13 protein-coding genes and 1 tRNA gene are annotated in these 15,581 nt (G+C 40.9%); 12 read left to right on the top strand and 2 right to left on the bottom strand.

Going from position 1 to position 15,581, the window contains the following annotated elements:
* Positions 1-312 precede the first annotated feature (312 nt).
* Positions 313-1,329 carry an RluA family pseudouridine synthase gene (locus tag ACQ4LT_RS02520; protein WP_445664427.1) on the top strand — a complete coding sequence of 339 codons (1,017 nt, stop codon included), beginning with the start codon at positions 313-315 and terminating at the stop codon, positions 1,327-1,329.
* 101 nt (positions 1,330-1,430) lie between these two features.
* On the opposite strand, the gene ACQ4LT_RS02515 is transcribed toward ACQ4LT_RS02520, so the two are convergent.
* Entirely contained in the window at positions 1,431-4,049 is a 2,619-nt protein-coding gene (locus ACQ4LT_RS02515) for a zinc-dependent metalloprotease (protein WP_445664426.1), read from the bottom strand.
* Between the two features lie 171 nt (positions 4,050-4,220).
* Between ACQ4LT_RS02515 and ACQ4LT_RS02510 the strand changes: the two genes are divergently transcribed.
* The 3 genes from ACQ4LT_RS02510 (at position 4,221) to ACQ4LT_RS02500 (ending at position 6,024) form a co-directional block, all read left to right on the top strand.
* Positions 4,221-4,294: transfer RNA gene (locus ACQ4LT_RS02510), tRNA-Arg, on the top strand.
* A gap of 187 nt (positions 4,295-4,481) precedes the next feature.
* Positions 4,482-5,639 (top strand): tyrosine-type recombinase/integrase, encoded by a 1,158-nt coding sequence (locus ACQ4LT_RS02505; protein WP_445664425.1) that lies wholly within the window; start codon positions 4,482-4,484, stop codon positions 5,637-5,639.
* 103 nt (positions 5,640-5,742) lie between these two features.
* Complete coding sequence (locus tag ACQ4LT_RS02500; RefSeq protein WP_445664424.1) at positions 5,743-6,024, top strand: hypothetical protein; 282 nt, start codon at positions 5,743-5,745, stop codon at positions 6,022-6,024.
* 15 nt (positions 6,025-6,039) lie between these two features.
* On the opposite strand, the gene ACQ4LT_RS02495 is transcribed toward ACQ4LT_RS02500, so the two are convergent.
* The gene (locus ACQ4LT_RS02495) at positions 6,040-6,450 is read right to left on the bottom strand and encodes a hypothetical protein (protein WP_445664423.1); all 411 of its coding nucleotides are present in this window, start codon (positions 6,448-6,450) and stop codon (positions 6,040-6,042) included.
* Positions 6,451-6,961: 511 nt separating this feature from the next.
* On the opposite strand from ACQ4LT_RS02495, the gene ACQ4LT_RS02490 reads away from it, so the two are divergent.
* From ACQ4LT_RS02490 to ACQ4LT_RS02455, 8 genes are all read left to right on the top strand, one after another.
* A complete protein-coding gene (locus ACQ4LT_RS02490) occupies positions 6,962-7,237 on the top strand; it encodes a hypothetical protein (protein WP_445664422.1) in 276 nt (91 codons plus the stop codon).
* Positions 7,170-9,308 (top strand): hypothetical protein, encoded by a 2,139-nt coding sequence (locus tag ACQ4LT_RS02485; protein WP_445664421.1) that lies wholly within the window; start codon positions 7,170-7,172, stop codon positions 9,306-9,308. Before ACQ4LT_RS02490 ends, ACQ4LT_RS02485 begins: the two co-directional genes overlap by 68 nt.
* A 272-nt stretch (positions 9,309-9,580) precedes the next feature.
* Entirely contained in the window at positions 9,581-9,892 is a 312-nt protein-coding gene (locus tag ACQ4LT_RS02480) for a hypothetical protein (RefSeq protein WP_445664420.1), read from the top strand.
* Complete coding sequence (locus ACQ4LT_RS02475; RefSeq protein ID WP_445664419.1) at positions 9,864-10,406, top strand: hypothetical protein; 543 nt, start codon at positions 9,864-9,866, stop codon at positions 10,404-10,406. The genes ACQ4LT_RS02480 and ACQ4LT_RS02475 overlap by 29 nt, the downstream gene beginning before the upstream one ends.
* Positions 10,407-10,540: 134 nt before the next feature.
* Entirely contained in the window at positions 10,541-11,800 is a 1,260-nt protein-coding gene (gene dcm, locus ACQ4LT_RS02470) for a DNA (cytosine-5-)-methyltransferase (RefSeq protein WP_445664418.1), read from the top strand.
* Positions 11,801-11,818: 18 nt separating this feature from the next.
* Entirely contained in the window at positions 11,819-12,277 is a 459-nt protein-coding gene (locus tag ACQ4LT_RS02465) for a very short patch repair endonuclease (protein ID WP_445664417.1), read from the top strand.
* Positions 12,274-13,518, top strand: coding sequence for a type II restriction endonuclease (locus tag ACQ4LT_RS02460; RefSeq protein WP_445664416.1), 1,245 nt, complete (start codon positions 12,274-12,276; stop codon positions 13,516-13,518). The genes ACQ4LT_RS02465 and ACQ4LT_RS02460 overlap by 4 nt, the downstream gene beginning before the upstream one ends.
* Before the next feature lie 127 nt (positions 13,519-13,645).
* Positions 13,646-15,574 carry a DEAD/DEAH box helicase gene (locus ACQ4LT_RS02455; RefSeq protein ID WP_445664415.1) on the top strand — a complete coding sequence of 643 codons (1,929 nt, stop codon included), beginning with the start codon at positions 13,646-13,648 and terminating at the stop codon, positions 15,572-15,574.
* The last annotated feature ends 7 nt before the right edge of the window (positions 15,575-15,581 follow it).

Genomic DNA, 15,581 nt, shown 5'->3' with positions numbered 1-15,581 from the left:
TATTCTCAGATTATCAAACCAAACTAAGGTTATTCTAAAAACAAACACCAACCTTAAACACCTCAAATTACATTATTAATTCAAAAATGATTAATACCACGTCTGGCCTGTATTAATCCGCATTCTATTTCCAATGCAAAATAAAAAAGGCCCCCGCTTTTTACGGGAGCCTAATTTGTTTGTGCCCTCAAGGTATCTATCTTAATGAACAGTCATTAGTAAGACCCTTAAGGAAGGCAATCCTTACAAAATAATTTCAGTTTTTTTGTAGTTTCTTGAACAATCAATATAAATCCTTATTTAAACGATCTGATGTCCAATAATAACAGCGATCAATTTCAAGAATATTACCTGGAAGTTCCGGAAGAAGAAACTTCGGGCACTCGTTTAGATAAATATCTGGCGTCGAAAATAGAAGATACCTCGCGGACCAAAATCCAGGAAGCCATAAAGGAAGGGCACATAACCGTTAACGGGAAAGAAGAAAAAGCATCCTATCCCGTAGAACCCGGGGATGCTTTAGATGTGCGTATCCCAATTCCACAACCCCCGGAGATTACACCAGAGAAAATGCCATTGGATATTGTTTATGAGGATGATGATCTGCTGCTTGTTAATAAAAGTGCCAATATGGTTGTTCATCCCGCCAAGGGGAACTGGTCCGGCACCCTGGTTAATGGATTGATGTGGCATACCGATGAACTCTCGGAACCTGAGGAGGATACTGTTCGACCCGGCATTGTCCACCGACTGGATAAAGATACCAGTGGATTACTTGTCGTTGCCAAAAACGACAAGACCCACCGTATTCTCAGCAAATATTTTAGAACAAAAGATATTGAACGTACCTACTGGGCTATTGTCTGGGGTACTCCGGATGAGAAAGAAGGAACGATTACCGGCGCTATCGGTCGCGATCCGCATAACAGAAAACGAATGGCTGTTGTACCCGATGATGAAGGCAAGCATGCTAAAACGCACTACAAAGTACTCGAATATTTTGATCATCTCAGCCTGCTTGAATTAAAACTGGAGACCGGGCGGACACACCAAATCCGTGTTCATTTGGCTGATAACAACCTGTGGGTTTTCGGGGACCAAAAATACAGCGGCGACTCGGTGCGATACGGTCCCAACACCGGTAGCCGAAGGCAGATGTTTCAGAATCTTTTCGCCTCGCTGCAACGCCAGTGTTTGCATGCCAAAACGCTCGGCTTTGAGCACCCCACCACAGGAGAAATGGTAGAGTTCAACTCTGAGCTACCCGGCGATTTCCAGCAGGTTTTGGGGATGCTTCGACAGAATTGTAAGCCGAAACATATTTACTAATTATTTTTATAGAATAGATCTTAGCATTACAACAAAATCTTTTCCAATAAAAAAGGAGCCCACTTTTAAGTGGACTCCTTCTGATGTAACCTAAGCCAAAACTAATTCTCGATATCGAAGCTCGCTTGTAATGCCGCTTCAATTCTCGAAACGGATTCCTCTAAATGAGCCTGCGTGTAATCATTGAAATCATAGGTTGGCGGTGAAAGACGAGCTTCCAACTGATTTTGCAACCTTTTAAGCTGCTGCCTGGCCACCGAACGAGCATCAGCGGGCATATCATCCGGAGCCTCCGTTATCAGCCTCACCATACGGTTCAGGTGATTTCGCTGCAAGTCCCGACGATTGGTTTCAATATTTTGTCCGGGCGATGTCAGTACCTCCGACCAGATGGATTCGGTCAGCGCACTCATCAGCTCGGGAATAGTTACCGTATTCTCAGTACCGAACTTAACCTCGGTATCCCGGATACGGGACAACCGAACCGGATCTAACAACTCCTCCAGGAGCGAACTTTGAATACCAAGCATCGTTCCGTGTAGCGGGTAGTCGACGCGTCCGCCATAGGTTGTGCTGTTGCCCCAGTGGCTCCAGCGATCAGCTCCCATTTTCTGGAAGATATCCTGTGGCAACGTCATCGCATCCGCCACAAAAGCATAATTCACAATCATATCGAGCGCTTCTTTTTGCTCTTCATAGTCTACCGGCTCAAACGGCATGCGTCCGTCGGGATCGCCTACATGATCACGGTACTGATGCTGACCGCCAATATATTTTACAGCCGGCGTAAGCACACGTGCATATTGATAGAGATAACTTTGAAACAAATCCGTTGCCTCATAATACGGGGCATTATCTTCTAATTTGATTTCACCAATTTGAGGAATTAGTCCACTTAACAGATCAGCTCGCTCCTTTCCCCAGGCCAGCGGATCAGATCCCAAATCAAACACATTCACATGCGGATCTACGGCTCCTGCTCCGCGAGCATCTTCATCAGTCCCATATGCGTGGCCGGGCTGTGCGGCCTGACGTGCAATCTCCTCTGCTTTCTCATCATCGGGCGTATATCCGTAGGAAATAACCCAGCGATCATACGAACCCACCCCGGGATTATAGTAATAGGAATCTTCGGATTTATCCTCGGGATGAAGGTTAATAGAAGGATATTCCATAGCCGAGCTAAAAACTCCTTTTTCTTCTCCCCATTCCTCATCATAAAGTTTATCGAGCGGCGTATCTATGGATGATCGGAAATTGTGCCGTAGTCCCAAGGTATGACCCACTTCGTGCATGGTTACCCATTTGAGCGCCTGATCCACAAATTCTTTCGGCACCGGATCACCTGCTTCAATCTGTCCGTTGGCCAGCAAGAAACTGTGAATCAAATCAAACTGGGCATTCATTTCGCTGTAAAAAGATTTCGTTTTTACGCCCCTACTCATAAGTGCCAGCTCTTCTTCACTCACATTAAAAACCTCATCGATGGCAGAACGGGGTTCAACCAAATTGCGATAGGCGTCTTTATCACCCAACAACATGGAGGCTTCAAAAAGGATATCAGCATCTAATATTTCTCCCGTTCGCGGATCTACTACTGAGGGACCAATGGCTCCATATCCGGGCTGATCGGACGTGCTCCAGCGCAACGTCGGATAACGAATATCTTCGGCCATTACACTGTCAGGCAACATTTTTGCCTGTACCGCATTTTTAAATCCGGCATCTTCAAATGCATCCGACCACGCCTCAATACCATTCATCATAGCCTCACGATACTTTTCGGGGACCGTACGATCTATATAATAAGTGATGGGTTTCTTAGGGGAACAAAGTTCTCCTTCGGACGCTCCTTCTTCACACTCCAGTCGCCAGCGATTAACATATCGCTTGAAAAAATTATCGGACTCTTTGGAAAAATCTTTGTGCACCGTCATAAAATAACCGGCACGATCGTCGGCCATACGCGGCTTCATCGGTTCTTCCGGCAGCTCAACCATGGTATAAAACAGTGACAACGGAATATACCGACCATCGGGCACCGTTCGGGGCGCATTACTCTCAGCATTATTAAACGTCAGCTTGGCCTGAATATTCACATTGTCGGGAAAGGCCTGCACTTTTTCGAGATGGGATCGGCTTTTATCAAATGATACCCGACCCGGTTGTCCGTTTTCACCCACGGCATATTTCAGGCGTTGCGAAATACCCGACAAATCCCCCACAAACCAATCGTATATATTGACCAGCATTTGGGAACTGTCAGCATTAAAGGCTTCCACTTTGGCCGTTTCAAGGACCGAACTTCCGTAAGCAAGGTTGAGTGCTTTTTCCAGGGTTTCATCTCCACCTGCGGTATAACGATGGGGATGCTGAACCAGCATAACTTTGCCTTCGTGTTTTTCCAGGGATACTACCAATCCCTCAAAAATAGTTAGCATGCTTCCTCCGTAAAGACCTGCAGATCCGATTCCCCGGGCCAGTTCAAAGTTCATGAGGAACAGCTCGTCCAATTGATCTTTATCAACCGACAGATAGAGCTCATCGTCCTTTTGATAAAGGTCAAAATAGCCTTCGTATTTATCAGCGTCTTTCGTCAGCTCTTCATATTTATTTTCCTGCTGTGCATCTTTTTTCTGATTATTTACGGTTTGCTCGGTTGTTGAGCAAGCTGTAAATACCAGACCAACGCACAGTATCATCAGAAATGCATGTTTCATAACTTTTTTTATTGATTAATGTTTAAGAAGTAACATTTTAAATGTAATCAGAAATGCATTACGGTGTGGCCCGAAAAATGTTTTAAAATGTTAAGATTATTTAGAAAATTCTTGTCACAAAAGAGTTGATATGAAATAAATATAGGCGTATCTTTGGCCTCTTATTGAACTGCGCCTGTAGCTCAACTGGATAGAGCACCTGATTACGGATCAGGAGGCTAGGGGTTCGAATCCTCTCAGGCGTACTCTTCTTTTTTATCCCAAAAACCCCGCTTATTCAACGATAGGCGGGGTTTTTTGTTGGTATATACCTCAACTACCACTCCTTGTTTTCGGGAAAACTTTTCCCAAATAGCCCCTATTTTCCTTGCTCGGTACTACATATGGTACTACATTTCTAGTGTACTCTTAACCTAACCCGATCCAATATTTATGGCTAGTCTAACAAAGAGAAATGGATACTACTCATTAGTATTTAAAACCACCTTAAATGGCAAGTCTTACAAAAAGACGTATGCACTGGGTACCAAATACAAAAAGATTGCCGAGCAGAAAAAGCTGGAATATGAAAAACTCTATGATGCTGGTAAGATAAATCCATTCGATGACGACTGGAATCTCCAGGAATATGAAAAAGAGCAAGAACTCGATGGCACGTCTCTTACTAGTCCAATCATTAATACGCTTCAGAAACAATTCTTAAAAGACAAAACAAACGTAACAGAACAGACCAAAAAAACGTACCGGCAAGTTATTAGCCAGTTCATGGAACAGGTAGGATACAGTATGCCTGTGACTATGATCAATACCAATGATATCAAAAAGTTTTGCTTGAAACCTCATTTGGCTAACGCTTCGAAAAAAAACTACCTGATACATCTCAAAGCCTTTTTTAACTGGGTCATGGAAAAGGAAATTTTAGAATCCAATCCCTGCGATAACATCAAGTTACCTAAAACGCGAGATAACATCGTTGATAAAATTATTGATGAAGAACAGCTCAACGAGATATTTGAAAAGTTCAAAGCATATCAGAAAAAGCACCAAGAGTCTGGGGCAATTTCAGCCGACGAGCAAATGCAACATTGGTTTATTCCCCTTATCACCCTAGCCTTTTACACCGGACTTCGAAGAAAAGAAATTATTCAACTTCGGTGGGAGCATGTCAATCTTAACGATCGATTCCTACGAGTCACGGACACCAAAAACGGATATGAACGTACGGTTCCTATTTTTGATAATCTTTATACTGAGTTAAAGCAGTGGCATACCTTCAATGGAAATCCTAGAAAGGGACTTGTATTTCCAAGCCCAATGTCCGTTCCCAATGGTGAAAAAGCTCTTATGGGTGATAACGTATCGAAACGGTTCAAATACTATGCAGTTGAAGAAGCCAAGTTGAAAGATTCGATCCATTTTCACGGTCTTCGACACTCTTGTGCCACCTTCCTCCTGCGCAACGGATTTAATGTGATCGAGGTAAAAAACATGTTGGGTCACAAAAGCTTGGAAGTAACCAATAAATATGTTCACCTGGTAGCGAATGACCTACTCAACACGGCTAACAGAAACGGGCTTATAACCAAATAAAAAGATTAAAATTTTCTTAAAAAATGTTGATTTAAAAAGTGCATTTTGTTCTGAAAAGTCATTTCTTTTTGCGGCAAAAAACCAAAGCATCAAAAGAAGATTCATGACAGAACAAGACCCCAAAGATTCTCTTCTCGAAACAATAGCTACCCTAGAAGCCAAGTTAGATTTTGTTTTAGATTCTATACTGGTTAAACCAGATAAATCTAAATATATGACAGCGCAAGAAATCCAAAAAGAGTATGGAATTTCGCAGCGAACTATACTAAACCGAAGTAACTTTCTCCCAGGCCATAAAAAGTATATCCCAAGCTTTCGGACAGGCCCCCGACGTAAATACTTTGAACGAAATGTAATTGAACGGTTATTTGAACAAAACGAATAGAATTTCCGACTGCTACTAAATTGCCTTTTTTAACAAATCCAGCAGCGCTGACATGACATCCGGATCCAGCTTGAGCTCCGGATGTTCTTCCAACTGCTGGTCGATATCCGATACCAATTCTTTAATCTCCACCATTCTATTCTCCAGCAACTGTTTTTGCTTGAGCTCGGTTTTAAGCTCTTCCTCATTGCCTATCACAAAATGAGGTCCTTCCCCGGTCAATAGCCAATTGATATTGATACCTGCTTCGGCAAAATGACGTAAGGTCGAACTGTTTACCTCACTTTTTGTCCCATTCTTCAGTTCAGATATGACCGAGCGGTTAGCTCCCGTTTGTCGCTGCATTTCCGATACGTTCCCATCATAATATTCATCTAACAAATACTGAATATTGTTCTGGAGAATATCTTCCTGGTTTTCTTTCACTGTATTATTCTATTTATGTCCTTGTTTTAGCTGAATTACCTATCTCTCATTTTTCATAAAAAAAGTCACTATCACAACGTTTTTAGTTGTTTTGATGTCATCGCATCACTAAATTAGCACCTGCGGTAACGGTAGTGCTTACCTATAACGCGCATATAATACTGCTAACCTACAATATTAAAAAGATAATTTTGCAGTGCATCCAACAATAACCAAATATGATTTAAACCGACTGCGACTACGTATCATAAAGAATGAGATAATCGATCAATATGATACGTATAACGAGTTTCGGGAAACCCTGTTCCCTAATATAAAACTGAATACTTTCCGGCAATGGTTTAAGAAACCATACTACATTTCGGACCTCCGTTTGTGCAAAATGGAACAAGCATTAGGGATTTCAGAGCACACACTTAGCCAACGCATAAACAAGGAATTTGACCTTCCCATCGAAGCCCTTTGCAGGGCGAAAGGAATTCGATTAACTCTTTAACCAACCGCATGACCTATGGCCAAAATACGTACCCGCTATACCCTTGGCGATCCCATTGAATTTATCGATACCGAAGGAAGGCCGCGCAAGGAAATCGTCCGCATGATCGAAACCCAACTGGTGGAAGGTTACGACCTCTGGGTGATTTATGGATATGGCGACAACCTCTATGAACTCAACCATGTGAGTGAACACAAAATTTTAATATCTCAACAACAAATAAATGAGCAACAAAACCCGGGAAGAGTCCCCAACGCTATTGTCCCCAAACAACCGGCAACAACCCGATGATTACGGGCCAGCAGCAGTATCCAATTCTCAAAATGAACCATTTGAATACGTCGACAGCTCCGACCCCCTGGATTTTGGCTGGTACCGCAACGAAACCGATGGTACCAATCGCCGGATCGGCACCTTTGATATCGAAATACATTCCAAGATCATCCGCTATAACCCCGAAACACTGAAATGGGATTCGACGCTCTATGAATGCCAGGTGAGTTGGCTCATGCCCGAAACGCGAACTCTAACCCAAAGCGAACTCTTTGTCCTGGAACCGGAAGACCTGTTGTCCAAGAAAGCATTCCAGATTCAGATTTTTAAGCATTCCTATCAGTCCGCTCGGTTTAAGTCCGATGATGAGATCCTCTTCTTTATGAGCTTCCTGTGTAACCGGTGGCAACCACAGACAGTATATGAATTTAATTATTACGGGTTCATCGAGCATCACGGATACAAATTTTACCTAACCCGCAATGCTCTTATCAACATCCCCAATGATCACCTGCAGGAGCCCCAGTATATCATCGCCCCGAATCCTGATTCCGACCTGTTCCCCATGGTAGCTGCCGACACTACCTTCTACGTAAAACCCGGAAGAATTGAACCTGCTCCCCTGTTTGACTTGCCTTCGCCTACGGATGGATTTTACAGCGAGGAGGAGCACCATCTGTTTGTCGAAAAAGAGCTCCAGTACTTTATCGATACGGTGCGGGACAAATTTGGGGAGCTCATTGCCGGGCAACAGCCTGAAAAGAAGGCCGAGGGATATCTCATCTTCTCCTATATGCTCTCATTTCTGTTTTTTGACGAGATCTACGATGTATTTAAACATGTGGTCTTTCTGTACCTCTATGGAGAGCCCTCCACGGGAAAAGGTCAGCTTTCACAAATCATGCTCAATTTCTTTGGGCAGTCGTTTACGGACGTGGATTCCAATCCTACGCTTAAATCTGCCGAAAACAAGCTGGCCAACCACAGTAAGATCCCCGTCATCATGGATGAGTTTGTTCCCGGGAAAGGCAAGATCACGCCACAGGTATTTAACATGTGGTACGAGTTGAGACAACGTGGGGTAAGTGCAGCGCATGACCGCTCGAAGAATGCCTGGAGCCCAGTTCGGTCTCAATTGATGTTTATCTCCAACTACAAACCTACCGAAGACCATTTCCGGTCGCGATGTATTATGATTGAGTACACCAAAGATAAACGGGGGGATGTTCAGAACCTTTGGTGGTTCGAAAATCATAAACGGGAGATGCAACGGCTTTTCATTTCTCTGCTGTTCAAATTCAATGACTTTAACCGGACGCTGTTTAAAAGCGAACTCCACTGGATCAAGCGCCTGCTTACTGAAGCTGTGGAGGAAGAACTAACTAAACGAAGCGAAAAGGAAGGTACTCAGTTTCAAATTAAAGACCGGCAGATCGAAAATATGGCAGCACTCATTACGGTTGACCTATTTGTATGTCGGCCAAGCGATATCGAATTTGCCGAATTTGTCAACACATCTATTAATAACGGTAACAAGTCCAACGTATCCAGTGAGGAAGATCTTCGTGACCTGCAGACACTCTTAAAAGAGAATCGTGTGCATTCTGATATTTTTCGGTATAGCGTGGAGTTTTTAGCGAATTCAGCCGAACGTGAAATCCAGCAAACACCGCTTCAGCAATTCCTAGCCAGCCTCGAAATCATCAATGAAAATGGCGAATTGCCCAAACACTACTATGGACTTAATGCGAAGCAGCAGTTAGTGCTTTATTGGAGTGGAATTTGGGATGCCTACTCCAACTATAATAAAGGACGGGAGTATGCTAGTCAGGATGCGGTTCGACAAGAGATCGAAGCCTTAGACATCAACGGAAAAGCGACGACTCATGCCTACAAAGCTGAATCATCCCCGAAACCGAACAAAAAAGAGGTGCGACATGGCTACTGCATTCCTCCCGTTCATTTAACCCCGATCTGGTTGCGGGCATTTGGTAAACGCATTGCAGCCGATAAGAAAGAACATGAACAAGCCAACGATCCAGAAACTGAAACCATATATACGACCAATGATTCAACAGCCCCTTTTTAAACATTTAGAGCAAAATCACTTGTTTTACCGGTTTACAGAAATAGCGTCTAAATTTCTAACCAGCAATAAAATCAATTCCTCTAAAACAGGGTAAGTATAATAATATTAGTTAGTTATAAAATAATAATATTCGTTAGAAATGTAGTTAGAAACAGGTTAGAACGGTTAGAATGTGGTTAGAAAAGTTAGATCGATCTAACCGCATTTCTAACCATGGTAAGTCAATAAAATTTAAACACTTAACCCCGGGTGGTTAGAAATTTAGAAAGAATATGTCTAATTCAGAAAATATGCCAAACACCAACGGTTCTCCGGTAAAAAAGGAATCCGGCAATGAGAATTACATGACCATTGGAGAAACGATCAGTTATATGTGTGAAAAGTTGGGCCGAATATCTCGTACCTCCTTCTATCGATGTGGGTACCGGGAAATGCTGACGGTTCGCAGCTATGGTCGTAACAAGAAAAACGGTCGCACAGCGATCAAACTGTGTCGAAAATCAGAAGTAGACAAAATAATATTAACGATCCTGCAGAATCCTCAACTCGATGGCCTTGAAGAAGATAAAAAGCAATCCAAGTAACCAGCCTGGTATAGTAAAATCATCTATATCGATAGGACATTTGCTTAAGCAGGTAGATGAAATTAACCGGCAGTATCATGACTTCAACAAACTACATCTCTCTGTTGATGACTTTGGGCAATGTATTCAAATCAACTACATGAATGATGATGGCATTGACACGCAGCTAACCAGTTGGCTTGATATGGGACAAGTTGGGACTTTCCTCCAAAATTATCAGAGAATGTTTTGCCTGGATCCCAACCGGCTGGATCGTTTTTTCGATATAACTGAAGCTACAGCCATTCTACCTATCTGCTGGCTCCGGCCCACGAGAAAAAGAGTAAAAGGCATCTCCAATGCTTTTATCTATATGCGTCAGGCTTATCAGAGAGTAATACCCCGGCGAAAACCTATTTCTGCTAGACCAAATAAAGAAGGAAATGGTCTTTTTGATATTATAGATGGGAATTCGACCTATTTTGTAGCAAAGCAGATTGGCATGAAAACCGTTCCAGTTGAGTTGAATAGATGATAATTCTTAAAACCCAATGACATATTGTTGTTAGTGAGTTTAATAATATTAAATAACTCGTAATTATTATTTTTAATATTCCCAGCCAATAGACATATTGTCAAAAACAGTCCCAGGGAATGAAATCGTCATCTATGAACGAATTTAAAGAAGTACGCGAGAAAGAAGGTTTAACTATCACTGAAGTGGCAGAACAATGTGGCGTTAGTGAACGAACTGTCTACAGGTGGGATAACGGAGAAACAGAACCCAAAAAAGCATTTATTGAATTGATTAAATCAAACAGTGTTAATGGTAACGGTGTAAAATATGAAACAAATAATGAAGGGAAATTTAAATTTATTGATCTTTTTGCCGGTATAGGCGGATTTAGAAAAGCTTTTGAGCCACTTGGTGGGGAATGTATTTTTACGTGTGAGTGGGACAAGTTCTGTAGACAGACATATGTCGAAAATTATGACTGCAATGATCATCCCATAGAGGGTGATGTTAATGATGTGGAAGTCGACAAGATTGGTCCACATAATCTGCTTGTTGCCGGATTCCCATGTCAACCATTTTCTCTAGCTGGCGTTTCCAAGAAAAACTCACTCGGCCATAAACATGGATTCAAGGATGAAACTCAAGGGACCTTGTTTTTTAACATTAAGGAGATCTTGGATTATTGGCGACCTGAAGCGTTTCTGCTTGAAAATGTGAAAAATCTCAAGTCCCATGACAAGGGCAAAACTTTTGAGATTATCATGGAGAAACTTGAGGATGAACTGGAATATCATGTTGAACATAAAGTGATAGATGCCAAGGGATTTGTTCCACAGCACCGTGAACGCGTCTTTATCGCTGGCTTTAAAAAGGATACCGGATTTAGATTTAAGAACCTTGATATCCCTGATCCAGACAGTGGTCCATTGTTGAAAACTATTCTTCACCCCGAAGATGGCAGTGAGGAACCTGAACCTCCTTATACGGTTGGTCCAAAAGCTAAAGTGAATGAAAAATATACTTTAAGTGACAAGCTTTGGACTTACCTTCAAGAGTATAAGGAGAAACATCGCAGACGAGGTAATGGGTTTGGGTATGGTCTTGTAGGACCTGAAGATACGGCAAGAACCATGTCTGCCCGATATCATAAAGATGGTTCTGAGATATTGATCAAACAGGAAGATGAAAATCCCAGAAGGCTTACCCCTCGTGAATGTGCAAGATTGATGGGATTTGACCAACCTGGGAAAGAAAAATTTAAGATTCCGGTCTCCGATACTCAATCTTACCAACAGTTTGGAAACTCAGTTGCTGTACCTGTTGTGGAAATGATTGCCAAAGCAATGAAGCCTCATATATGTGGTCAAAAAGAAGAACAGGATCCAAGACAATTAAAAATATCAATCAAGTAACAAGTTATAAGTACGCAGATGACCGATGTATTTTCTCCTGAAAAACGAAGCCAAGTAATGTCCAAGATTCAGGGGATAGATACCAAACCTGAAATAAAAATCCGGAAAGCTCTACATTCACTGGGTTATAGATATCGTTTGCACGATAAAAACTTACCAGGAAAACCGGATATTAAGCTGACCAAATATAATGCACTTATCTTTGTCCATGGATGCTTTTGGCATGGACACGATTGTCATCTTTTTAAATGGCCTAAAACTAGAGAGGATTTTTGGAGAGAAAAAATTATAGGAAATAAGAAAAGAGATGAAAAAAATGAGGAAAAACTTTTGGATAAAGGATGGAGAGTTTTAACCATCTGGGAATGTGCCTTAAAAGGTAAGAATAGTTGGAATCTTGAGTCTTTGTTGGAAAGAGTTGAAAAGTGGTTACATTCAGAAAAATATAAATTAGAAATTAAAGGTATTGCTGAATGAGTTTTGGTGTACTATCAGAGCATTTTTCCGGTGTTTCTGTAAAAAAACTGAGTGAAGTTGAAGTTGATCCAGGGAGTTCAAATCAACATGAGTTAGGAACCAACAAGCGTTTGAGGAATATTCTTGGTACTCCTGAAAATGGAGATACTTGGCATTATAATACAGAATTGATCTATCTTGATGAAAGTCAGGACAAGACAGTTAGCGATAGTCTGCGCTTGTCCTACTATGACAGCCGTAGAAATAAACCAGAGAGAAGTCCAGAATATCGGTTGTACTACCCGGAAAATACTGTGATAAGAAAAGCCAGAGCTGGGGATACCTTGTTTATTGGTGTCAAAAGAGACAGCTCATTTCTGATGGTAATCACTCCACAAGGCTCAACGGCTGAAAAACAATTGTTATGGCTTTTTGGGTTTTCCAAATCGGGGAAAAGGTTGACCACAAGAAATTTATTTGATGAAGATATTGAAATTTCAACTGCTGGTCAGTTCTTACTTAATGAGTTGAATATTGAAGTTGAGGAACAGGATGATGTTGTTTTAGGACAATTACTGGATGAATTTGGAACAAGTTTTCCCTCTACAAGAGTTTTTTCTGAATTTGCTCGTTCTATGTTGCCAGATATAAATCCAGTAGAAAATCCTGATCTTGCTCTATCTTCTTGGTTCGACAGGGAATGGAAAAATTTTAGAATTCTCGAAAGACATATCGTTTCAGAAAAATTAAGCCAAGGTTTTGGTGGAGATGTAGATCAGTTTTTATCCTATTCATTGAGTGTTCAGAATAGAAGAAAGGCAAGAGCAGGTTTAGCACTTGAAAATCATTTAGAACAATTATTGGTCGAAAACAGACTCAATTATTCAAGAGAAGAGGTTACAGAAAACAACAACAAACCAGATTTCCTATTTCCGGGAATACAATATTACAGATTGCCCGCTTTCCCCCAAAATCGATTAACAATTCTTGGAGCTAAGACTACCTGTAAAGATCGATGGCGACAGGTTATGCCCGAAGCTGAAAGGATTGATAAAACATATCTACTAACGCTGGAACCCGCGATTAGTGAAAATCAAACAAGCCAAATGCAGAATAAATTAGTTCAATTGGTTGTTCCCTCCACCCTTTTTGATACTTATACTGATAATCAAAAAGGATGGTTAATGAATCTGAATGGCTTTCTTGGATTAGTTAAAAATAGACAAAATTCTGATCCAGACCTTGATACTTATATTAACTAAGTTCAATCTGGTAATGTAATAAACGATTTATTGGGATTTATTTTTTGTGGCCTAAAATAATTACGTTTACTAATTAATGTGAGGATTTCTTTGAATAACGATAAAACATGTACAAGGATATACTAAGATGAGTAGTGAATCACATCAAAAACAATGGCAAATAAATAATAATAAGATCGTATATGCTGATTCGGATCAATTAATTGATGTGAGTTCATCGGATATCGTCAGAGTTGAATACAAGGGTAAAGAAAAAATTAATGGAACTGATATTACCCAAAAACCTTCAAAGGTCCTTGAGACAATCAGCTTACACCGTTTCCCATTATCTTTAGATGTAAAGCTTTTAATACCGGAATCCAAGAGAGTAAAACCGCACGTACTTTTAAAAGCTGTCATAGATGACAAAAAGTTCGATCTAAACGAACTTCCAACTTCAGATCAGCTAATATTGGGGACTGAATGGTATCCAATTTTGAAATCTGAACTAAGTCAGGTCCACTCCTTTTTTGAAGACTTTGGAGTCAATTCTCCCGGTCCAATTCCCTTCGCCAAATGCATTGAAATTGCCAAGGAAGCTCCGGACTTCTTAGAAATTATTTCAGAAGATGAGACAATCGATAAAGATGATTTTATCGATGATAAAATAGATCTCCCAGCCCAACTTGATCAGAAAGGGTTTCAAGCAACACTTTATGACTATCAGCGTACTGGTGTTTCTTGGCTGAATATGATTGCCAATGAGCAATTAGGTTGTATTTTGGCAGATGAAATGGGACTTGGAAAGACTATTCAGATTATTGCATTAATTCTATTAAATGATGAGGAAAGAAAATCCCCATCATTGGTTGTAGCTCCTGCGACTTTGCTGGAAAATTGGCGAAGAGAAATCAAAAAATTTGCTCCCAATCTCAGAACCTTGATCCATATTGGATCCGATCGCACAGGATTCCCCTCTTATATCAGGGAATATGACATTATTATTACCTCTTACGATACCGCAGTAAGGGATTATTCAATGTTAAATATGATTCGATGGTCTTTTTTTATAATAGATGAGGCACAGGCAATCAAAAATGCAGAGACGCAAAGAGCTACAACTTTAAAAAAACTGGACAGAGAAGTTTCTATAGCAGTCACTGGTACACCTGTAGAAAACTCATTGACCGATTTGTGGTCTATAATGGATTTTTGTTTCGAAGGTTTATTAGGTGACAGAACATATTTTGAAGATAATTTTGAAGATTCGATTGAGGATGCGAAAAGAATTGAACAGATTGTTTCTCCCTTGATCCTGAGACGTACTATATCTGAAGTGGCTGATAGTCTGCCTGAAAAGATAATAATTCCTCAACCAATACCACTTTCTGATGAAGCCAGTCGCAAGTATGAGGAAATAAGACAGGAGATCGAAAATGAATATGAAGAGAATGCAAGTTTAGTATCACTTGTTAAGCTCAGACAATTTTGTGCTCACCCAATGTTGCTGGATGATAACATAGACGGTGATCCTGCATTTACAAGTACCAAGTTTTCACGACTGCAGGAATTGATGGATGAATTTCAGGCCAACTCAGAAAAGTGTGTCGTTTTTACATCATATCTCGATATGTCTGATCTAATATCAAAATATTTACCGCAATATTTTGGAATTCCCAGTTATCAGATAGACGGTAGAACTTCTGTTGAAGAGAGGCAGAAAATAGTAGATACTTTCAGCGAAGTAGATGGATCAGCAGTATTGGTACTTAATCCAAGAGCTGCTGGCACTGGTTTAAATATAACCAGTGCTAACCATGTTATTCACTACAATCTTGAATGGAATCCAGCAGTTGAAGATCAAGCTACAGCCAGGGTGCATAGATTGGGTCAAACTCGGCCTGTTACCGTACACAGATTATTTCATCCTGATACAGTTGAGGAAGTTATTAATGAAAGACTATCAAGAAAGCGAGAACTTTCTGAAGAAGCTATTATTGGTACTGAAGGAAGAGATGAAGATCTGGCGGATATTAGAAAGTCGATGAAAAAATCTCCAATTCTGAATAACAACTAATTTGTAT

It is taken from the genome of Fodinibius sp. AD559 (assembly GCF_052712805.1).
The sequence above is the reverse complement of the archived record's forward strand: the minus strand, read 5'-3'. Positions and strand labels throughout refer to the sequence as shown.